The sequence below is a fragment of the Bacillus sp. 9.4 genome (genome assembly GCF_055486415.1).
In genome coordinates this window covers 175985-198462 of record NZ_JBVFMU010000002.1, presented here as the reverse complement: position 1 = coordinate 198462, position 22478 = coordinate 175985, and the positions used below count along the sequence as shown (strand labels likewise).

General features: G+C 44.4%; 11 protein-coding genes (1 of these 11 cut by a window edge). All 11 read left to right on the top strand.

Going from position 1 to position 22478, the window contains the following annotated elements; genetic code table 11:
• Positions 1-26 precede the first annotated feature (26 nt).
• Positions 27-704: an MBL fold metallo-hydrolase gene (locus tag ACZ07B_RS07555; protein ID WP_003231824.1), complete on the top strand. Its 678-nt coding sequence runs from the start codon at positions 27-29 to the stop codon at positions 702-704.
• A 109-nt stretch (positions 705-813) separates the two neighbouring features.
• Complete coding sequence (locus tag ACZ07B_RS07550; RefSeq protein WP_019712693.1) at positions 814-1080, top strand: hypothetical protein; 267 nt, start codon at positions 814-816, stop codon at positions 1078-1080.
• Positions 1077-1943: an ACP S-malonyltransferase gene (gene fabD, locus ACZ07B_RS07545; protein WP_464877073.1), complete on the top strand. Its 867-nt coding sequence runs from the start codon at positions 1077-1079 to the stop codon at positions 1941-1943. The genes ACZ07B_RS07550 and fabD (ACZ07B_RS07545) overlap by 4 nt, the downstream gene beginning before the upstream one ends.
• Before the next feature lie 503 nt (positions 1944-2446).
• Entirely contained in the window at positions 2447-3421 is a 975-nt protein-coding gene (locus ACZ07B_RS07540) for an acyltransferase domain-containing protein (protein ID WP_064671399.1), read from the top strand.
• Positions 3418-5721 carry an ACP S-malonyltransferase gene (gene fabD / locus ACZ07B_RS07535; RefSeq protein ID WP_464877072.1) on the top strand — a complete coding sequence of 768 codons (2304 nt, stop codon included), beginning with the start codon at positions 3418-3420 and terminating at the stop codon, positions 5719-5721. The genes ACZ07B_RS07540 and fabD (ACZ07B_RS07535) overlap by 4 nt, the downstream gene beginning before the upstream one ends.
• Before the next feature lie 61 nt (positions 5722-5782).
• On the top strand, positions 5783-6031 hold the full coding sequence (locus ACZ07B_RS07530; protein WP_003231809.1) for an acyl carrier protein: 249 nt from the start codon (positions 5783-5785) through the stop codon (positions 6029-6031).
• On the top strand, positions 6009-7256 hold the full coding sequence (pksF, locus tag ACZ07B_RS07525; RefSeq protein ID WP_422705234.1) for a polyketide biosynthesis malonyl-ACP decarboxylase PksF: 1248 nt from the start codon (positions 6009-6011) through the stop codon (positions 7254-7256). Before ACZ07B_RS07530 ends, pksF begins: the two co-directional genes overlap by 23 nt.
• Positions 7257-8519 (top strand): polyketide biosynthesis 3-hydroxy-3-methylglutaryl-ACP synthase PksG, encoded by a 1263-nt coding sequence (gene pksG / locus ACZ07B_RS07520; RefSeq protein ID WP_024573082.1) that lies wholly within the window; start codon positions 7257-7259, stop codon positions 8517-8519. It abuts the gene before it with no gap.
• Complete coding sequence (locus ACZ07B_RS07515) at positions 8507-9286, top strand: enoyl-CoA hydratase/isomerase (RefSeq protein WP_086343856.1); 780 nt, start codon at positions 8507-8509, stop codon at positions 9284-9286. Before pksG ends, ACZ07B_RS07515 begins: the two co-directional genes overlap by 13 nt.
• A 39-nt stretch (positions 9287-9325) precedes the next feature.
• Positions 9326-10075 (top strand): polyketide synthase, encoded by a 750-nt coding sequence (locus ACZ07B_RS07510; RefSeq protein WP_015383709.1) that lies wholly within the window; start codon positions 9326-9328, stop codon positions 10073-10075.
• A gap of 44 nt (positions 10076-10119) precedes the next feature.
• Positions 10120-22478, top strand: the 5' portion of a protein-coding gene (pksJ, locus tag ACZ07B_RS07505; RefSeq protein WP_464877071.1) for a polyketide synthase PksJ. Its footprint extends 2773 nt past the window's final position; the window shows 12359 of its 15132 coding nt (coding positions 1-12359); the start codon lies at positions 10120-10122; its stop codon lies off the right edge, out of view.

The following is a 22478-nucleotide window of genomic DNA, read 5'->3' as shown; positions in this document are numbered from 1 at the left end:
AACTTTACATGATAGGGATGGTATAAATGAATCTTACTTACAAGGTGCATCCAATTAAAACAAGGTATCAGGGCTGGACGAATTATTGCTATATCATTGAAGATATTGTAAGCAGATCTGCAATTGTTGTTGATCCCTCATGGGAATTGAGTAAGATAACCACTACACTTTCCGAACTCGAAGCGGAATTAAAGGCAGTCGCATTGACACACTCTCATTATGATCATGTAAATCTGGTAGACCCGCTGACGAAGATGTTTAACGCTCAAGTTTATATGTCAAAAAAAGAAATTGATTATTATCAATTCCGATGCAGAAATTTAATTAGCCTAGATGATCATCAGACAATCAGCATAGGAAACACAAGAGCACAATGCCTTCTCACACCGGGGCATACAGCCGGCGGAATGTGTTATTTGTTTTCTGAGAGTATTTTTACCGGAGATACGGTGTTTACAGAAGGGTGCGGCATATGTGAGGATGATGGCAGCTCTGCGGAAGAGATGTTTGATAGTATTCAAAGAATAAAGTCGGAGGTTTCACCCCATGTACGGGTGTATCCTGGTCACTCATTTGGCAAATCGCCCGGCCATTCGATAAAGGATCTTTATCAGCATAATATTTACTTTCAAATTGATAAAAAAGAATATTTTGTGAAATTTCGCACTCGTAAAAACCAAAAAGGTATTTTTGATTTTAAATAATCCTTCTGAATCTATTATCCTATTTTTCTTCGAATATCTAAATGATTTTTATTTTCGAAAATGATTACATAGAAGGTGTTATTTATTTTGAAAACTCATTTGAAAGAAAATGAAGCGCATTATCATGATATGGCGCCCTATATGTAATCCGGGTCTTTTTTCTTATGTTCTGTTATATCTCCTGATCCTTTATTCCTCAATGGAAAAAAGCAGAAAAACAATGGAGCAAACTGTAGGAAAAATTAACTTGACGGATAATATTTACAGAGGTTACCATCAACATGAACATGCTACTATTTATCCGGTCATCACTATTATAAAATCATACAGAAGTGAAACACATCTACTAATCGGAAGGGTGGCTTTGAGAGAATGATCACATATGTTTTTCCAGGTCAGGGTTCACAAAAACAGGGAATGGGCAGCGGCCTATTCGATGAATTTAAAGAACTGACGGATCAGGCAGATGAGATCTTAGGATATTCTATCAAACGTCTTTGCCTGGAAAATCCTTATTCCAATTTAAACAAAACGCAATTTACTCAGCCGGCGTTATATGTGGTAAACGCACTAAGCTATCTGAAAAAAATCAAGGATGAAGAAGTTAAGCCTGACTTTGTCGCCGGGCACAGCTTGGGTGAATACAATGCGTTATTTGCAGCTGAAGCCTTTGATTTTGAGACAGGTTTACAGCTTGTCAGAAAAAGAGGCGAGCTGATGAGTCTGATAAGCAACGGCGGTATGGCAGCTGTTATGGGACTAAATGAAGAGCAGGTTGCAAAGGCTCTGAAAAAATATCATTTACATGATGTTGATATCGCTAATGTGAATGCCCCATATCAAATTGTAATTTCAGGAAAAAAAGATGAGATTGAAAAAGCCGCATCTCTTTTTGAAGCGATGACTGAAGTTACAATGGTACTCCCCTTAAACGTAAGCGGCGCGTTTCATTCCAGATACATGAATAAGGCAAAAGAAGAATTTGAGGAGTTCCTTCATGCCTTTTATTTTTCGCCTCCGTCTATCCCGGTTATTTCTAATGTGTATGCCAAACCGTATACATACGAATTCATGAAACAGACGCTGGCTGATCAAATTAATCATTCAGTGAAATGGACTGACAGCATAAGCTACTTAATGAAAATAGGCCATATGGAGTTTGAGGAGGTAGGGCCTGGAAATGTTTTAACTGGGTTAATTCATCGCATAAAGAAAGATGCGGAAGCAATGCCCCGCTAAAGCATTTGCCCCTATGGCCATGTATCTCATCAATCAGGTCTAAACACAGATTTCCTTTCATTTAAGGTATAAAGTTTTAAAGATTCAATCGTTCGATTGACACTGTTTCTAATTGAATAACTTTATATACTGTTACATAAAGAGGCTGATAAATTAAGTTAGACATTTGAACTATGTCAGCCGGTCTGTCAAACCATCGCTCCCACATCTAGATGGTCCATTTTTTAACCGCACCCACCAATCATAGAGTCGATGTTCTTTGCTGATCCTGTTATCATGTTACATCAATTTTGAGATATCAACATACATCTACGATCACGTCATAAATGAACCGCATCCAGAGCACCAATAGCAATCCTTCCAAGTTGAATCTCCTTTACTTTTTCACATATGTCTTTTCCATTTATTAATTTCATTTCAATCGCTGCTATGTGCTTTAACAACATGCATGGAAATGAGAAATCCAATAGCCGTCATAAATATAAAAAAAGAAGGTTATACACATGAATGAACCGCTTGTTTTTATGTTTTCCGGGCAAGGTTCCCAATACTATCACATGGGGAAAGAACTATTTAAGGAAAATACCGTGTTTCGCCAATCAATGCTTGAAATGGATGCCATTGCAGCACGGCGAATCGGCACATCCATTGTTGAAGAAATCTACCATCCAGGTAAACGTGTGTCAGATCCGTTTGACAGTATTCTTTTTTCCCACCCCGCCATTTTTATGATTGAGTATTCCTTATATAAGGTTTTGGAAGACAGGGGAATTTATCCTGATTACGTATTGGGATCAAGTCTGGGAGAATTCGCAGCAGCGGCAGTTTCTGGTGTGTCAGACGCAGAGGATATACTGGATTGCATACTTGAACAGGCTATTATCATCCAGAATTCCTGCGATAAAGGAAAAATGCTGGCCATTCTTGACAAACCGCAATTGCTGAATGATCATCCGCAACTGTTTGGAAATAGTGAACTCATTTCTATCAATTATGATTCGCACTTCGTCATTTCTGGTGAAGAAGATCATATAAGGAAGATTATGGAGGATTTAAAGGAGAAGCAGATTCTTTGCCAGCTGCTTCCTGTGTCCTATGCCTTTCATTCTTCGCTTATTGATCCGGCAGAGAGTGCCTATGCAGAATTTTTAAGATCAAAATCTTTTAAAAAACCGTCAATACCGATTGTATCGAGCTTAACGGGAAGCTGCCTTCACGTAATGGACGAGAATTTCTTTTGGAATGCGGTCAGAAAGCCAATGATGTTTCGTGAAGCGATTCGATATTTGGAAAGCCAGCATACATGCAAGTTTATCGATTTAGGGCCATCCGGCACCTTAGCTGCTTTTGTGAAACAGCTGATTCCGGGTGATTCAGCTGACCGTTGCTGCTCAATCATAACACCATTTCATCAGGAGCTGAAAAATCTGAATACGGTTGAGTATTTCCGTACACCAGAAAGGAAGTTTACAAGATGATTACATATGTCTTTCCAGGGCAAGGCTCCCAGCAAAAGGGGATGGGACAAGGGCTATTTGAACAGTATCAGCATTTGACAGATCAAGCAGATCAAATATTGGGCTATTCAATAGAGAAGCTATGTACCGAAAAATCATATCTGGATGTAAATCATACTGAATACACGCAGCCGGCTTTGTATGTTGTTAATGCACTCAGTTACTTGAAGAGAGTGGAGGAGACCGGCAGAAAACCTGATTTTGCGGCAGGACACAGCTTAGGAGAATACAATGCGCTGATGGCAGCCGGTGCATTTGATTTTGAAACCGGATTAAGGCTCGTCAAAAAAAGAGGAGAATTGATGGGACGAATTACAGGGGGCGGAATGGCTGCTGTGATCGGCCTGAGTAAGGAACAAGTTACAGCCGTTTTAGAAGAGCACCGTCTTTATGACATTGATGTGGCAAATGAAAATACGCCCCGGCAAATTGTGATTTCTGGCCCGAAAAACGAGATTGAAAAAGCTGGGGCTGTTTTTGAAAACACCAAGGATGTAAAGCTGTTTCATCCATTAAATGTGAGCGGAGCTTTTCATTCCAGATATATGAATGAAGCCAAACAGGTATTTAAGCAATATATTGACTCATTCCAGTTTGCACCTTTGGCGATCCCGGTTATCTCCAATGTCTACGCAGAGCCATACCATCAAGACAGATTAAAAGATACATTATCTGAACAAATGGACAACACAGTGAAATGGACGGACAGCATTCGTTTTCTGATGGGAAGAGGAGAAATGGAGTTTGCAGAGATTGGGCCTGGAACTGTTTTAACCGGTCTCATTCATCGGATTAAAAATGAAGCTGAACCATTGACATATATACCGAAAAAGAACCCCGCGATCAGTGCGCATCTAAAGGAGCAACGCAATGTTCAAGCTGGGATTACGGCAGAATCTTTAGGAAGTGCTGAATTTAAACAAGATTATCATCTTACATATGCTTATCTTGCAGGAGGAATGTACCGCGGCATTGCTTCGAAAGAAATGGTAGTAAAGCTGTCAAGAGCGGGAATGATGGGGTTCTTTGGCACAGGAGGTTTGAGCCTGAAAGAGGTTGAAGATGCGATCCATGCTATACAAGGTGAATTAGGAAAAGGACAAGCCTATGGCATCAATCTGGTCCACAATATGAAACATACTGAATCAGAAGAAAAAATGATCGATCTTTTATTGAGGAATCAAGTGAGCATTGTGGAGGCTTCAGCATTTTTAAGTGTCACCCCCGCATTAGTAAGGTACCGCGCAAAAGGAGTGAAACGAAATCAAAATGGTGACGTTATATGCTCAAATCGTCTCATAGCAAAAATATCACGGCCGGAAGTTGCAGAATCATTTCTGAGTCCTGCGCCTGAGAATATGCTGCAAAAGCTTTTAGGAGAAAATAAAATCACTATGAACGAAGCTGAATTGTTGCGGTGCATTCCGATGGCTGACGATATTTGTGTAGAAGCTGATTCAGGCGGTCATACAGATGGCGGTGTGGCATACAGCCTGATGCCGGCGATGACATCTTTAAGAGATGAAATGATGAAAAAATATCAATACCGGAAAAAAATAAGAGTTGGTGCAGCTGGAGGAATTGGAACACCTGAGGCAGCGATGGCGGCTTTTATGCTAGGGGCTGATTTTATTCTAACAGGCTCAATCAATCAATGTACGGTTGAGGCGGCAACAAGTGATAAAGTAAAGGATTTGCTTCAGCAGATGAATGTACAAGATACAGCCTATGCGCCTGCAGGTGATATGTTTGAATCGGGCAGTAAAGTGCAGGTGCTAAAGAAAGGCGTGTTCTTTCCCGCACGGGCAAACAAGTTATATGAACTGTATCAGCGGTATGGGTCTATACGTGAGCTGGATGCAAAGATGCTGGCCCAGCTTGAGGAGAAATACTTTAAACGCAGTATAGAAGACATATATAAAGATATTGCATTGCATTATCCCGCGGCAGACATTGAGAAGGCTGAACAAAACCCGAAGCATAAAATGGCTTTGATTTTCCGATGGTACTTCAGATACAGTTCAAAATTGGCAATCAGCGGAAGCGAACATTCGAAGGTCGATTATCAAATTCACTGCGGTCCCGCGCTGGGAGCCTTTAATCAATGGGTTAAAGGATCGCAATTTGAAAATTGGCGAAACCGCCATGTGGATGAAATCGGGAAAAAATTAATGACAGAAACGGCAGTATTGCTTCATGAACGGATGCAATCGATGTATCAGCCGTCGCATGAAACAGACAACATAAAAATAAAAGTTTGAATATTATGAAAATATACCTATAAAAATCATTAAAATAATCCCTTGAAGGAGAGAGCGCATTATGGATAAACAGAGAATCTTTGAAGTATTAATCACCAATATTTGCGAGGTGCTTCCTGAATTAGACGGACACAGATTTGAGCCTGAAGATCAGTTAGTTGAGCTAGGAGCTGACTCTGTAGACAGGGCTGAAATTATCACGATGGTGCTAGAGGATTTATCGTTAAAAATCCCTCGCATTGAGCTATCCGGGGTGAAAAACATCGGTGAATTAGCTGAGGTGCTTTATGACAAAGTGCAATCTGCCTGAGGTGGTGGTGACCGGTGTAGGCGTTACGGCCTCTATCGGTCAAGGGAAAGAGGACTTTGCTTCCTCGCTGCTGTCCGGCAGACATGCCTTTGATGTCATGAAGCGTTCAGGCAGACAAAAAGACAGCCGGTTTATCGGAGCCGAAATTGCGTCATTGTCTTATCCTGACCGACTCTCTAAAAAAATGTTGCGAAAAGCATCATTCTCCAGCTGCGCTGCATTGGTAACTCTCACAGAGGCTTGGGAGGAGGCTGAATTGGACGATGCAGATTCCTCACGTATCGGACTGGTTGTTGGCGGGTCAAATTTTCAGCAGAGAGAAACCTTTGAAGTTTATGAAAGGTATCAAGACCGCTCCGGTTTTATTTCGCCGGCGTATGGTCTGTCTTTCATGGACAGCGATCTTTGCGGGATATGTACAGATCAGTTTGGCATCACGGGATTAGCATATACGGTGGGAGGAGCCTCGGCCAGCGGCCAGTTAGCAGTCATTCATGCGATTCAGCAAGTCCTGTCAGGCGAAGTTGATACTTGCATTGCACTTGGTGCTTTAATGGATCTTTCTTATATGGAATGCGAGGCGCTAAGGGCTTTAGGCGCTATGGGGACGGACAAATATGCTGATGAACCTGAAAAAGCGTGCCGTCCCTTCGATCAAAACAGAGACGGGTTTATCTATGGAGAATCGTGCGGTGCATTGGTAATAGAACGAAAGGAGACGGCTTTACGAAGAGGTCTTAAACCTTATGCAGCATTGTCTGGCTGGTCAATCAAACTGGATGGAAACCGGAATCCTGATCCTTCATTAGAAGGAGAGATTCATGTCATCCAGAAGGCACTGGAGCGTGCCAGGCTTTTACCAGAAGATATTGATTATATTAATCCTCATGGAACAGGCTCTTTTATTGGAGATGAAATAGAATTAAAGGCGCTCCGTGCATGCCGGCTTTCCCATGCTTATATCAATGCAACAAAATCGATAACCGGACACGGGCTTAGTGCGGCGGGCATCGTAGAGATTATTTCTGTTTTGCTGCAAATGAAAAAAACTACCCTGCATCCGAGCAGGAATTTGGATCATCCAATCGATGATTCCTTTCATTGGGTAAATGAGAAATCGATTTCATACCGCATCAAAAATGCGCTGAGCTTAAGCATGGGGTTTGGCGGAATGAACACCGCGGTTTGTATACAAAACATTGAGAAATGTGGAGGCGAATCATAAATGGTTTCAGCCGGAATAGAAGCGATGAATGTCTTTGGCGGAACGGCATACCTTGATGTCATGGAGCTGGCCAAATATAGACATTTAGATACTGCGAGATTTGAAAACTTATTAATGAAAGAAAAAGCGGTAGCACTGCCTTATGAAGATCCCGTGACCTTCGGAGTCAATGCAGCTAAGCCGATTATTGATGCTTTATCTGAAGCAGAGAAGGACCGGATTGAATTGCTGATCACTTGCTCTGAATCCGGGATCGACTTTGGGAAATCGTTAAGTACATATATCCATGAATATTTAGGTCTCAACCGCAACTGCCGTTTGTTTGAGGTTAAACAGGCGTGTTATTCAGGGACAGCGGGATTTCAGATGGCGGTGAATTTTATATTATCCCAGACTTCTCCGGGTGCCAAAGCACTGGTTATCGCCAGTGATATTTCACGTTTTTTAATCGCTGAGGGCGGAGACGCTTTAAGCGAAGATTGGTCTTATGCGGAACCGAGCGCCGGAGCGGGAGCGGTGGCCGTTTTAGTTGGCGAAAATCCCGAGGTGTTTCAAATAGATCCCGGAGCAAATGGTTATTACGGCTATGAAGTGATGGACACGTGCCGCCCCATTCCCGACAGTGAAGCGGGAGATTCTGATCTGTCTTTAATGTCATATTTGGATTGCTGCGAACAGACCTTTCTGGAATATCAAAAGCGTGTACCGGGTGCCAATTATCAGGACACGTTTCAATATCTTGCTTACCATACGCCCTTTGGCGGGATGGTGAAAGGTGCGCACCGGACAATGATGCGTAAGGTGGCGAAGGTGAAAACATCCGGGATTGAGACGGATTTTTTAACTCGGGTAAAACCAGGTTTAAACTACTGTCAACGGGTTGGAAATATTATGGGGGCAGCCTTGTTTCTGGCATTGGCCAGCACGATAGACCAAGGGAGGTTTGATTCGCCTAAACGAATTGGCTGTTTTTCCTACGGATCCGGCTGCTGTTCTGAATTTTACAGCGGAATTACAACTCCGCAAGGCCAGGAGCGTCAGCGAACATTTGGTATTGAGAAGCATTTGGATCGCCGGTATCAGCTCTCCATGGAAGAGTATGAGCTATTGTTTAAGGGGAGCGGGATGGTGCGGTTTGGGACGCGCAATGTAAAGCTGGACTTTGAGATGATACCGGGCATCATGCAGTCCACTCAAGAGAAGCCGCGCTTGTTTTTAGAAGAAATTTCTGAGTTTCATCGGAAGTACAGGTGGATCTCGTGACCTATCAAACGATAAAGGTCCGCTTTCAAGCGTCGGTTTGCTATATTACCTTTCACCGTCCTGAAGCGAATAATACGATTAATGACACGCTGATAGAAGAATGCTTGCAAGTGTTAAACCAATGTGAAACATCAACGGTGACGGTTGTCGTTTTAGAGGGGCTTCCCGAGGTGTTTTGTTTCGGAGCTGATTTTCAAGAAATCTATCAGGAAATGAAAAGGGGCAGAGAACAGGCAAGCTCCCAAGAGCCTCTCTATGATTTGTGGCTGAAATTGCAGACCGGCCCTTATGTCACGATATCTCATGTCAGGGGAAAAGTGAATGCCGGCGGTCTTGGATTTGTATCTGCCACAGATATTGCCATTGCTGATCAGACGGCGTCATTCAGTCTCTCTGAGCTGCTATTCGGCTTGTACCCTGCTTGTGTTTTACCGTTTCTGATCCGCCGTATCGGCTGGCAGAAAGCGCATTATATGACGCTTATGACAAAGCCGATTTCCGTTCAGGAAGCCAGTGAATGGGGGTTAATAGATGCTTTTGATGCTGAAAGTGACGTGCTGCTGAGAAAGCATTTATTGCGTTTGCGGAGGCTGAATAAAAAAGGAATCGCACATTATAAACAGTTTATGAGCTCACTTGATCATCAAGTCAATCGTGCGAAAGCCACCGCTTTAACTGCAAATCAAAACATGTTTTCTGATCCTCAAAACCAAATGGGAATCATCAGATATGTTGAAACAGGGCAATTCCCATGGGAGGATCAGTAACCGTTTAAAAATGACAATCAGAACCGTTAGGAGGACATCATGACGCATTCTGTTGTAGAGCTTATCGAAATTGAATCCGCCATTATTCAGGTAAAGATGCAAGATCGCACTCATAAAAACGCGTTTTCACAAGAACTTACAGACGGTTTAATTCAAGCGTTTGAATACATACGGCAGAACCCAAAATACAAAGCGGTTATTTTGACAGGATATGATAATTATTTTGCTTCAGGAGGAACGCAAGAAGGACTGCTTCGAATTCAACAGGGATTGACCAAGTTCACTGATGACAATCTTTATTCTCTGGCGCTGGATTGTGAGATTCCAGTTATTGCGGCAATGCAGGGCCATGGAATTGGAGGCGGCTTTGTCATGGGGCTCTTTGCTGACATAGTCATTCTGAGCAGAGAAAGCGTGTATACGGCTAATTTTATGAAATACGGATTTACGCCTGGAATGGGCGCTACCTTTATCGTTCCTAAAAAACTGGGTTTCAGCCTGTCCCAGGAAATATTATTGAATGCGGGCAGCTACCGCGGAGCTGATCTTGAAAAAAGAGGGGTTCCTTTTAAGGTGCTGCCCCGTGCAGAAGTGTTAGATTATGCAGTGGAGCTGGCGCAAGAACTGGCGGAAAAGCCGAGAAACTCACTGGTTACACTGAAAGATCATTTGGTTGCCCCGCTTCGCGATCAGCTGCCGCGCGTCATTGAACAGGAATTGATGATGCATGAGAAAACATTTCATCATGAAGAAGTCAAAAGTAGAATCAAAGGTTTATATGGTAATTAACTGAAAATATATATAAATTTTGCAGGTGAAATGGAGGCAGCGTGATGAGAAATAATGATAATATCCGTATATTAGCTAATCCTTCTGTTAGTCATGGGGAGCCTTTACATATATCTGAAAAGCAGCCAGCAACAATACCTGAAGTTTTATACAAAACGGCGGCGGAGCTTGGGGATACAAAGGGAATCATTTATTTGCAGCCGGATGGGACTGAAGTTTACCAATCATACAGACGATTATGGGATGATGGACTGCGCATTGCGAAGGGGCTTCGCCAATCAGGCCTGAAAGCAAAACAAAACGTGATTTTGCAGCTTGGTGACAATTCACAGCTTCTCCCTGCGTTCTGGGGGTGTGTGTTAACAGGGGGTGTTCCGGCTCCATTAGCCGTTCCGCCAACGTATGCTGAATCGAGCAGCGGCACCCAAAAGCTGAAAGACGCATGGACGCTTCTTGACAAGCCGGCGGTGATTACGGACCGGGGGATGCACCAGGAAATGCTCGATTGGGCAAAAGAACAAGGGCTTGAAGGGTTCAGGGCAATTGCTGTAGAGGATCTGCTCAGCGCTGAAGCGGACACAGATTGGCATCAATCCAGTCCCGAAGACTTAGCGCTTTTATTGCTGACTTCAGGCAGTACGGGAACGCCCAAAGCAGTTATGCTTAATCATCGTAACATTATGAGCATGGTGAAAGGGATTATTCAAATGCAAGGCTTCACCAGAGAGGATATTACGTTTAACTGGATGCCGTTTGACCATGTCGGAGGGATCGGAATGCTGCATTTGCGGGATGTTTATCTTGGCTGTCAGGAAATTAACGTCTCAAGCGAAACGATCTTAATGGAGCCGTTGAAATGGCTGGATTGGATTGATCATTACCGAGCTTCTGTTACGTGGGCGCCGAATTTTGCGTTTGGTCTGGTTACTGATTTTGCAGAAGAAATAAAAGATAAGAAATGGGATCTGTCTTCAATGCGATACATGCTCAATGGCGGTGAAGCAATGGTAGCCAAGGTAGGGCGCAGAATACTTGAGCTTTTAGAACCACATGGACTGCCTGCTGACGCCATCCGACCTGCATGGGGAATGTCCGAAACTTCATCGGGCGTTATTTTTTCTCATGAATTTACCCGGGCTGGAACAAGTGATGATGATCATTTTGTTGAAATAGGCTCTCCAATCCCCGGCTTCTCTATGAGAATTGTGAATGACCATAATGAATTGGTTGAAGAGGGCGAGATCGGCCGTTTTCAAGTCTCGGGTCTTTCTGTTACTAGCGGTTATTACCAGCGGCCTGATTTGAATGAGAGTGTGTTTACAGAAGACGGCTGGTTTGAAACCGGAGATCTTGGCTTTTTGCGAAACGGGCGCTTAACCATAACAGGCCGTACGAAAGATGCAATTATCATTAACGGCATTAATTATTACAGTCATGCAATTGAGTCTGCAGTTGAAGAATTATCTGAAATTGAAACTTCTTATACCGCTGCTTGCGCTGTCCGTCTGGGCCAGAATTCAACAGATCAGCTGGCTATCTTCTTTGTTACTTCTGCAAAATTAAATGATGAGCAGATGTCTCAGCTTCTTAGAAACATACAATCCCATGTCTCACAGGTGATCGGAGTCACCCCGGAATATTTGCTGCCTGTACAAAAAGAAGAGATTCCAAAAACGGCTATCGGAAAGATCCAGCGCACCCAGCTAAAAACTTCATTTGAAAATGGAGAGTTCGACCACTTGCTACATAAACCCAATCGGATGAACGATGCGGTCCAGGATGAGGACATACAGCAAGCAGACCAGGTGAAAAGAGTAAGGGAAGAAATACAGAAGCATCTGCTCACCTGTTTGACTGAGGAGCTGCACGTTTCCCGCGATTGGGTGGAGCCAAATGCAAATATCCAAAGTCTTGGTGTGAATTCTATCAAGATGATGAAGCTCATTCGATCGATCGAGAAAAACTACCATATCAAACTAACAGCCAGAGAGATACATCAATATCCTACAATTGAACGCTTAGCCAGCTATCTATCAGAACATGAAGACCTCAGCAGCTCGTCTGCTGACAAAAAGGGCACGGACACATATAAAACCGGACCGGAAAGGAGTCAGGCAACTTTTCAGCCTCTTTCTGAGGTTCAAAAAGGATTATGGACATTGCAAAAAATGTCACCTGAAAAAAGTGCATATCACGTACCTCTCTGTTTTAAATTTTCTTCAGGGCTCCACCTTGAAACATTCCAGCAGGCTTTCGGCCTTGTATTGAATCAGCACCCAATCTTAAAGCACGTCATCCAAGAGAAAGACGGAGTGCCATTTCTTAAAAATGAGTCAGCGCTTTCAATTGAAATCAAGACAGAAAACATCTCAAGTATGAAAGAGTCTGATATTCCTGCTTTTCTTAGAAAGAAAGTAAAGGAACCGTATGTAAAGGAAAACAGCCCGTTAGTGCGTGTCATGAGCTTTTCCAGATCTGAACAAGAGCATTTTTTATTAGTTGTCATTCACCATTTGATTTTTGACGGAGTTTCGTCAGTCACATTTATACGCAGTCTGTTTGATACCTATCAGCTTCTTTTAAAAGGACAGCAGCCGGAAATAGCTGTTTCTCCTGCCATTTATCATGATTTTGCGGGATGGGAGAAAAACATGCTTGCGGGTAAAGATGGCATGAAGCATCGCACATATTGGCAGAAACAGCTATCGGGAACTTTGCCGAATCTTCAGCTGCCTAAGGTCAGCGCAAGTTCAGTCGATTCTGAGTTTAGAGAGGATACATACACCAGGCGGCTGTCCAGCGGCTTCATGAATCAGGTCAGAACGTTTGCGAAAGAGCATTCTGTAAATGTCACGACGGTATTCTTAAGCTGCTATATGCTGCTGCTTGGCCGTTACACCGGCCAAAAGGAACAGATCGTCGGCATGCCGGCCATGGTGAGGCCGGAAGAAAGATTTGATGATGCCATTGGACATTTTCTCAATATGCTCCCGATTCGGAGTGAGCTGAACCCGGCAGACACTTTTTCTAGCTTTATTTCAAAATTGCAATTAACGATATTGGATGGGCTTGATCATGCAGCATATCCTTTTCCAAAAATGGTGAGGGATCTGAATATTCCTCGCAGTCAAGCAGGTTCACCGGTATTTCAAACCGCTTTTTTCTATCAGAATTTTCTTCAATCCGGAAGCTATCAAAGCTTGCTGAGCCGCTATGCTGACTTCTTTTCTGTCGATTACGTTGAGTATATTCACCAAGAGGGCGAATACGAATTAGTATTTGAACTGTGGGAAACAGAAGAAAAAATGGAGCTGAACATCAAGTACAATACTGGGCTGTTTGATGCGGCTTCTATATCCGCCATGTTCGACCATTTTGTTTATGTAACAGAGCAGGCGATGTTGAATCCTTCTCAGCCTTTAAAAGAGTATTCTTTATTACCTGAGGCAGAGAAGCAGATGAACCTCAAAACATGGAACGCCACAGGAAAAACGTATCCATATATAACTTTTCATGAGTTGTTTGAGCAGCAGGCGAAAAAGACGCCTGATAGAGCGGCTGTCAGCTATGAAGGTCAAACATTGACGTATCGGGAGCTTGATGAGAAAAGCACACAGCTGGCCATTTATTTGCAGGCGCATGGAGTGGGTCCTGACCGTCTGGCGGGAATCTATGTGGATCGATCGCTGGATATGCTAGTGGGTTTATTAGCGATCCTCAAGGCTGGGGGAGCGTATGTGCCGCTAGACCCGTCCTATCCGGCTGAACGATTAGAATACATGCTTGAGGACAGTGAAGTTTTCATTACACTGACGACATCGGAATTAGTAAATACGTTGAGTTGGAACGGTGTCACAACAGCTCTTTTAGATCAAGATTGGGATGAAATTGCTCAAACAGCCTCTGATCGAAAAGTGCTTACACGCACTGTCACGCCGGAAAACTTGGCGTATGTCATTTATACATCCGGCAGCACAGGAAAGCCAAAAGGTGTCATGATACCGCATAAAGCTTTGACAAACTTTCTCGTTTCGATGGGGGAAACACCAGGTCTTACGGCAGAGGATAAAATGCTTGCTGTCACAACCTACTGTTTTGATATCGCAGCTCTGGAATTATTTTTGCCTTTAATAAAGGGCGCACACTGCTATATTTGTCAAACGGAGCATACAAAAGACGTTGAAAAACTGAAACGGGACATCCGCACGATCAAACCGACAGTGATGCAGGCAACCCCCGCTACGTGGAAGATGCTCTTTTATTCAGGCTGGGAAAATGAAGAGAGCGTGAAAATTTTATGCGGAGGCGAAGCATTGCCTGAGACATTAAAACGATATTTCTTAGATACGGGCAGCGAAGCCTGGAATATGTTCGGGCCAACCGAAACAACTATCTGGTCAGCGGTTCAGCGCATTAACGATGAATGCTCTCATGCCACGATAGGAAGGCCAATCGCCAATACACAAATCTATATTACGGATTCTCAGCTCGCGCCAGTGCCGGCAGGTGTCCCGGGTGAGCTGTGCATTGCAGGAGACGGTGTGGCGAAGGGCTACTACAAAAAGGAAGAATTAACGGATTCGAGATTCATTGACAACCCTTTTGAGCCTGGGTCTAAGCTTTATAGAACGGGAGACATGGCCCGCTGGCTTCCGGGAGGGCGAATTGAATATATAGGCCGCATCGATAATCAAGTAAAAATCCGCGGATTCCGTATTGAACTTGGTGATATTGAAAGCAGGCTTAGTAAGCATCCCGGCATTCTGGAATGCGTTGTGGTCGCAGATATGGATAACCTAGCTGCCTATTATACAGCTAAACATGCAAATGCTTCTCTCACAGCGAGAGAGCTGCGTCATTTTGTGAAAAACGCTTTGCCTGCCTATATGGTGCCTTCTTATTTTATTCAGCTTGATCATATGCCGTTAACTCCGAACGGAAAGATAGATAGAAACAGCCTTAAGAATATCGATTTATCAGGGGAGCAGCTAAAGCAAAGGCAGACCTCTCCTAAGAACATTCAGGATACTGTTTTTACCATTTGGCAGGCAGTGCTGAAAACGAGTGACATTGAATGGGATGACGGATTTTTCGATGTGGGCGGGGATTCGCTTCTCGCGGTCACTGTGGCTGATCGTATCAAACATGAACTATCCTGTGAGTTTTCTGTCACAGACCTGTTTGAGTATTCAACCATTAAAAATATCAGCCAGTACATCACTGAACAGCGAATGGGCGATGCAAGTGACCATATGCCGACAGAACCGGCAGCTCATATAGAAGATCAGTCTACCGAGATGAGTGATCTCCCGGACTATTATGACGATAGTGTAGCGATTATTGGCATATCGTGTGAATTTCCAGGGGCAAAAAATCATGATGAATTTTGGGAGAACCTCAGAGACGGCAAGGAGAGCATTACGTTTTTCAGTAAAAAAGAGCTTCAGCGCTTTGGCATTTCAAAGGAGATAGCGGAGAATGCCGACTATGTCCCGGCTAAAGCTTCAATTGAGGGGAAAGACAGATTTGATCCAAGCTTCTTTCAAATCTCTCCTAAAGACGCTGAATTTATGGACCCTCAGCTTCGGATGCTGCTGACTCATTCATGGAAAGCAATAGAAGATGCCGGTTATGCTGCGGGACAGATTCCGCAAACCAGTGTCTTTATGTCGGCAAGCAATAATTCTTATCGCGCGCTGTTACCGTCAGATACAACAGAGAGCCTGGAGACGCCGGACGGCTATGTTTCGTGGGTGCTTGCACAGAGTGGGACGATTCCGACAATGATTTCTCATAAGCTCGGGCTGAGAGGGCCAAGCTATTTCGTTCATGCCAACTGCTCATCATCTCTGATTGGATTGCATTCTGCCTATAAAAGCCTGCTGTCGGGTGAATCTGATTATGCTTTAGTTGGCGGTGCAACGCTGCATATCGAGTCAAATATCGGATATGTGCATCAGCCTGGGCTGAACTTTTCGAGTGATGGACATATTAAAGCTTTTGACGCTTCAGCTGACGGAATGATAGGCGGTGAGGGCGTTGCTGTTGTATTGCTGAAAAAAGCAGCTGATGCAGTAAAGGACGGGGATCATATCTATGCCTTGCTGAGAGGCATTGGTGTAAATAACGACGGCGCTGACAAAGTCGGCTTTTATGCTCCAAGCGTTAAAGGCCAGGCTGACGTGGTCCAACAGGTCATGAATCAAACGAAGGTACAGCCTGAATCCATCTGCTATGTAGAAGCACACGGGACCGGAACGAAGCTGGGGGACCCGATCGAGCTGGCGGCTTTAACAAACGTTTACAGGCAATATACAAATAAAACGCAATTTTGCGGCATTGGGTCGGTGAAAACCAATATCGGACATTTAGATACAGCCGCCGGTCTTGCGGGCTGCATTAAGGTCGTGATGAGTCTTTATCATCAAGAGCTTGCACCGAGTATCAATTATAAGGAGCCGAATCCAAATACAGACTTAGCCAGCTCTCCTTTTTACGTCGTCGATCAAAAGAAAACGTTAAGCCGTGAGATCAAAACGCACAGGGCTGCACTTAGCTCGTTCGGGCTTGGCGGGACAAATACCCATGCCATTTTTGAACAATTCAAAAGGGATTCAGATAAGAGAAAGATAGACGGAACCTGCATCGTCCCGATCTCGGCGAAAAATAAAGAGAGGCTGCAAGAGTATGCAGAAGACATTCTGGCCTATTTGGAAAGAAGAGGGCTTGAGAACAGCCAGCTGCCTGATTTTGCGTATACCCTTCAGGTGGGGCGCGAAGCGATGGAGCATCGCGTTGTCTTTATTGCCGATCATGTAAATGAGTTAAAACAGAGGCTCACAGATTTTATCAATGGAAAAACAGCGATTGAAGGCTGTTTTCAAGGAAGTAAGCACAATGCCAGGGAGGTTTCATGGCTGACGGAGGATGAGGACAGCGCTGAACTCATACGTAAGTGGATGGCCAAAGGAAAAGTAAACAAGCTTGCAGAAATGTGGAGCAAGGGAGCGCATATAGATTGGATGCAGCTTTACAAGGGAGAGCGCCCAAACAGAATGAGTCTGCCGACTTATCCATTTGCAAAGGAACGATACTGGCCGTCGCAGGATGACCGCAAACCGGTGGCGCAGCTATCCGGAAATCAGACAGGGATCGGCTCAATTCATCCATTGCTTCATCAGAATACATCTGATTTTTCTGAACAGAAATTCAGTTCGGTTTTCACTGGTGAAGAATTCTTCCTGAGAGACCATGTGGTAAGAGGAAAGCCTGTGCTTCCTGGTGTTGCGTACCTTGAAATGGCGTACGCGGCTATAAACCAGGCGGCAGGAAGTGAAATTGGCCAAGCTGTCAGAATCAGATTGAATCATACAGTCTGGGTTCAGCCTGTTGTGGTTGACAGACATTCAGCTCAAGTGGATATCAGTCTCTTTCCTGAAGAAGATGGAAAAATCACCTTTGACATTTACAGTACACAGGAAGACGGGGACGACCCTGTTATTCATAGTCAAGGCAGTGCGGAGCTGGCATCTGCTGCCGAAACGCCAGTCGCAGATCTCGCTGAAATGTCACGCCGCTGCGGCAAAGGAAAGATGTCGCCTGATCAATTTTACGAAGAAGGCAGAAGCAGAGGAATGTTCCATGGTCCGGCCTTTCAAGGAATTAAGAATGTGAATATAGGAAACAGAGAGGTTTTGGCGCAGCTGCAGCTTCCAGAAATCGTTTCTGGAACGAATGAACAGTTTGTGCTGCACCCAAGTATCATGGACTCCGCCTTGCAGACAGCAACAATATGCATCATGCAGGAATTGACGGATCAAAAGCTGATTTTGCCATTTGCGCTTGAGGAGCTTGAGGTGATCAAAGGGTGTTCTTCTTCTATGTGGGCTTATGCTCGCTTAAGTGACAGCGATCACTCCGGAGGGGTTGTTCAGAAAGCGGATATCGATGTCATTGACGAGAGTGGAAGCGTATGTGTCAGGATCAAAGGATTCTCAACGAGAGTATTAGAAGGGGAGGTTCATACTTCAAAGCCTTCAACACGGTACGAACGCTTAATGCTTGAACCGGTGTGGGAAAAACAGAATGAAGAACGAGAGGACGAAGATCCTTCGTACACGGAGCATATCATTGTTCTCTTCGAAACTGAACGAAGTGTCACAGACAGCATTGCCTCCCACATGAAAGATGTCCGTGTGATTACTCTAAACGAAGCTGAAGGACATATTGCTGAACGTTATCAATGTTACATGCAGAACATTTTTGAACTCCTGCAAAGCAAGGTCCGTGAGCTTTCTGCAGGCCGTATCATCATTCAAGCGATTGTTCCGCTGGAAAAAGAGAAGCAATTGTTTGCCGGCGTTTCCGGTCTGTTTAAAACAGCAGAAATAGAGTTCAGCAAACTGACTGCTCAGGTCATCGAAATTGAGAAACCTGAAGAGATGATAGACCTTCACCTCAAGCTGAAAGACGACAGCCGGAGACCATTTGACAAACAGATTCGATATGAGGCTGGACACCGTTTTGTGAAAGGCTGGAGGGAAATGGTGCTTCCTTCAGCTGATACGCTTCACATGCCGTGGAGAGACGAAGGTGTTTATCTAATCACAGGCGGAGCAGGAAGCTTAGGCCTTCTGTTTGCAAAGGAAATTGCCAATCGAACTGGCCGGTCTACTATTGTGCTGACGGGACGATCTGTTTTAAGTGAGGATAAGGAAAACGAACTGGAGGCTCTTCGAAGCATCGGAGCGGAGGTTGTCTATCGAGAGGCTGATGTAAGTGATCAGCATGCGGTTCGTCATCTTTTTGAGGAAATCAAAGAAAGATATGGCACTCTCAATGGAATTATTCACGGTGCAGGCAGCATTAAAGATCACTTCATCATTCATAAAACGAATGAAGAGTTTCAAGAAGTATTGCAGCCAAAAGTGAGCGGGTTGTTACATGTAGACGAATGCAGCAAGGATTTCCCATTGGACTTTTTCATTTTCTTCTCATCTGTTTCGGGATGTTTAGGAAACGCTGGACAAGCCGATTATGCGGCAGCCAATTCGTTTATGGATGCATTTGCTGAATACCGCTGTTCTCTTGCGGCATCAAAAAAGAGATTCGGCTCCACCATTTCCTTCAATTGGCCGTTATGGGAAGAAGGCGGTATGCAAGTCGGCGCCGAAGATGAAAAGAGAATGCTGAAAACGACGGGAATGGTCTCGATGCCGACAGATAGTGGCTTGAAAGCATTTTATCAGGGGATAGCATCTGATAAGCCGCAAGTTTTTGTGATGGAAGGACAGCTTCAGAAAATGAAACAAAAACTGCTTTCCGCAGGATCGAAAGCCAAGCGGAACGATCAGAGAAAGGCGGATCAGGATCAAGGACAAACTAGAAAATTGGAAGCAGCCTTAATCCAAATGGTTGGCGCAATTTTGAAAGTAAACACTGACGATATCGATGTCAACACAGAGCTGAGTGAGTACGGATTCGACTCAGTTACATTCACTGTCTTTACAAACAAGATCAACGAAAAATTTCAGTTGGAGCTAACACCGACCATTTTCTTTGAATATGGCAGCGTCCAAAGCCTGGCTGAATATGTAGTTGCTGCGTATCAGGGCGAATGGAATCAAGATGCTACTGCTAAAGGCATAGATGAAAGAACAAACTCATTGCACAGTTTAAACAGCCTGGAGGCATCATTAAGCAACATGGTCAGTGCAATTTTAAAAGTAAATAGTGAAGATATTGATGTCAATACAGAGCTGAGTGAATACGGATTTGATTCCGTTACATTTACGGTCTTTACAAACAAGATTAACGAAGAATTTCAGTTGGAGCTAACGCCGACCATTTTCTTTGAATATGGAAGTATCCAAAGCCTGGCTGAGTATTTGACTGCTGAACATGAGGACACCCTGGTTCAGGAGCGCGAAAAACCAGAGGGGCAGGAAGAGTTACAGACAAAATCCCCTGAAGCGCCGAAAATCACATCACGTAGAAAGCGCCGCTTTACACAGCCTGTTATTGCAAAAGCAGAAAGAAACAAAAAGCAGGCTGCCGATTTTGAGCCGGTTGCAATTGTCGGCATCAGCGGCCGATTCCCTGGCGCTATGGATATAGATGAATTTTGGAAAAATCTAGAAGGGGGAAAAGACAGCATCACAGAAGTTCCAAAAGATCGATGGGATTGGCGGGAGCATTTTGGAAACCCAGACACTGACGTCAATAAAACCGACATCAAATGGGGCGGGTTTATTGATGGTGTCGCAGAGTTTGATCCGTTGTTTTTTGGTATTTCGCCGCGAGAAGCTGATTATGTAGACCCTCAGCAGCGTTTGTTAATGACATACGTGTGGAAGGCACTGGAAGATGCGGGTTGCTCGCCGCAAAGTCTTTCGGGTACAGGGACCGGTATCTTTATCGGTACGGGAAACACCGGTTATAAAGATCTATTCCATAGAGCGAATCTTCCAATTGAAGGCCATGCTGCTACAGGTCATATGATTCCTTCGGTAGGCCCGAATAGAATGAGTTATTTTTTAAATATTCATGGTCCGAGCGAACCAGTAGAGACGGCTTGTTCCAGCTCTCTTGTAGCCATTCACCGTGCTGTGACTGCGATGCAAAACGGTGATTGTGAGATGGCGATCGCTGGAGGCGTGAATACGATCTTAACCGAGGAGGCGCATATTAGCTACAGCAAGGCGGGTATGCTCAGCAAAGACGGCAGGTGTAAAACCTTCTCCGCCGATGCGAATGGCTATGTCAGAGGCGAAGGGGTCGGAATGGTCATGTTGAAAAAGCTGGAAGATGCCGAGCGCGACGGAAATCATATTTACGGCGTTATTCGGGGGACGGCGGAAAATCACGGCGGAAGAGCCAATACCCTGACATCGCCTAATCCGAAAGCACAAGCTGATTTGTTGGTGCGTGCATATCGCCAAGCAGGCATAGATCCAAGCACTGTCACATATATCGAAGCACATGGAACAGGGACGGAATTGGGCGATCCGATTGAAATAAATGGGCTGAAAGCCGCGTTTAAGGAACTATCCAATATGAAAGGCGAGAGCCAGCCGGATGTTCCGGATCACCGTTGCGGCATCGGCTCAGTTAAAAGCAATATCGGTCATTTAGAGCTAGCAGCAGGTATTTCCGGTTTGATCAAAGTGCTTTTGCAAATGAAGCATAAAACGTTAGTGAAAAGCCTGCATTGCGAGACGCTTAATCCTTATCTTCAGCTGACAGACAGTCCGTTTTACATCGTTCAGGAAAAACAGGAATGGAAGTCTGTCACAGATCGTGACGGAAACGAGCTTCCGCGCCGTGCCGGAATCAGTTCGTTTGGGATTGGCGGAGTAAACGCGCATATTGTGGTTGAAGAATATATGCCAAAAGCCAATTCAGAACACACGGCTACAGGACAGCCAAACGTGATTGTGCTGTCGGCTAAAAATAAAAGCAGGCTGATAGATCGTGCTTTGCAATTGCTTGAGGCGATCCGCAATAAAAAATATACAGATCAGGAGTTGCACCGCATCGCTTACACCCTGCAGGTCGGGCGCGAAGAAATGGATGAGCGTCTGGCGTGTGTTGCGGGGACAATGCAGGAACTTGAAGAGAAACTGCAGGCGTTTGTTGACGGTAAGGAAGAAACAGACGAATTTTTCCGGGGACAGTCTCATCGAAATAAAGAGACCCAGACTATTTTTACAGCAGATGAAGATATAGCGTTGGCACTTGATGCTTGGATCAGAAAAAGAAAATACGCCAAACTTGCTGATTTATGGGTCAAAGGGGTCTCAATCCAGTGGAACACATTATACGGAGAGACCAAACCGCGCCTGATCAGCCTCCCTTCATATCCGTTTGCGAAGGATCACTATTGGGTGCCGGCAAAGGAACATTCAGAAAGAGACAAAAAAGAACTGGTTAATGCGATTGAAGATCGGGCTGCATGCTTTTTGACGAAACAATGGAGTTTGAGTCCAATTGGCTCAGCAGTGCCGGGGACAAGAACTGTTGCCATCCTGAGCAATCAAGAGACAGCAGATTTAGCAGCAGAAGTGTCTTCGTATTTTCCGAATCATCTCTTATTAGATGTGAGCCGGATAGAAAATGATCAGTCAGACATTGATTGGAAAGAGTTTGACGGCCTAGTGGATGTCATCGGATGCGGTAAGGATGATGAGGGCCGGCTGGATTGGATTGAATGGGTGCAAAGACTGGTTGAATTCGGGCATAAAGAGGGGCTCAGGCTGCTTTGTGTGACGAAGGGGCTCGAATCGTTTCAAAACACATCTGTCCGGATGGCTGGCGCCTCACGGGCTGGGTTGTATCGAATGCTCCAATGCGAGTACAGCCATCTTATATCAAGGCATATGGATGCAGAGGAGGTTACTGATCA

Bases quoted from the DNA above. Each gene is read 5' to 3' on its own strand.
- ACZ07B_RS07555 (WP_003231824.1), top strand. From the start codon at position 27: ATGAATCTTACTTACAAGGTGCATCCAATTAAAACAAGGTATCAGGGC.
- ACZ07B_RS07550 (WP_019712693.1), top strand. From the start codon at position 814: ATGAAGCGCATTATCATGATATGGCGCCCTATATGTAATCCGGGTCTT.
- fabD (WP_464877073.1), top strand. From the start codon at position 1,077: ATGATCACATATGTTTTTCCAGGTCAGGGTTCACAAAAACAGGGAATG.
- ACZ07B_RS07540 (WP_064671399.1), top strand. From the start codon at position 2,447: ATGAATGAACCGCTTGTTTTTATGTTTTCCGGGCAAGGTTCCCAATAC.
- fabD (WP_464877072.1), top strand. From the start codon at position 3,418: ATGATTACATATGTCTTTCCAGGGCAAGGCTCCCAGCAAAAGGGGATG.
- ACZ07B_RS07530 (WP_003231809.1), top strand. From the start codon at position 5,783: ATGGATAAACAGAGAATCTTTGAAGTATTAATCACCAATATTTGCGAG.
- pksF (WP_422705234.1), top strand. From the start codon at position 6,009: ATGACAAAGTGCAATCTGCCTGAGGTGGTGGTGACCGGTGTAGGCGTT.
- pksG (WP_024573082.1), top strand. From the start codon at position 7,257: ATGGTTTCAGCCGGAATAGAAGCGATGAATGTCTTTGGCGGAACGGCA.
- ACZ07B_RS07510 (WP_015383709.1), top strand. From the start codon at position 9,326: ATGACGCATTCTGTTGTAGAGCTTATCGAAATTGAATCCGCCATTATT.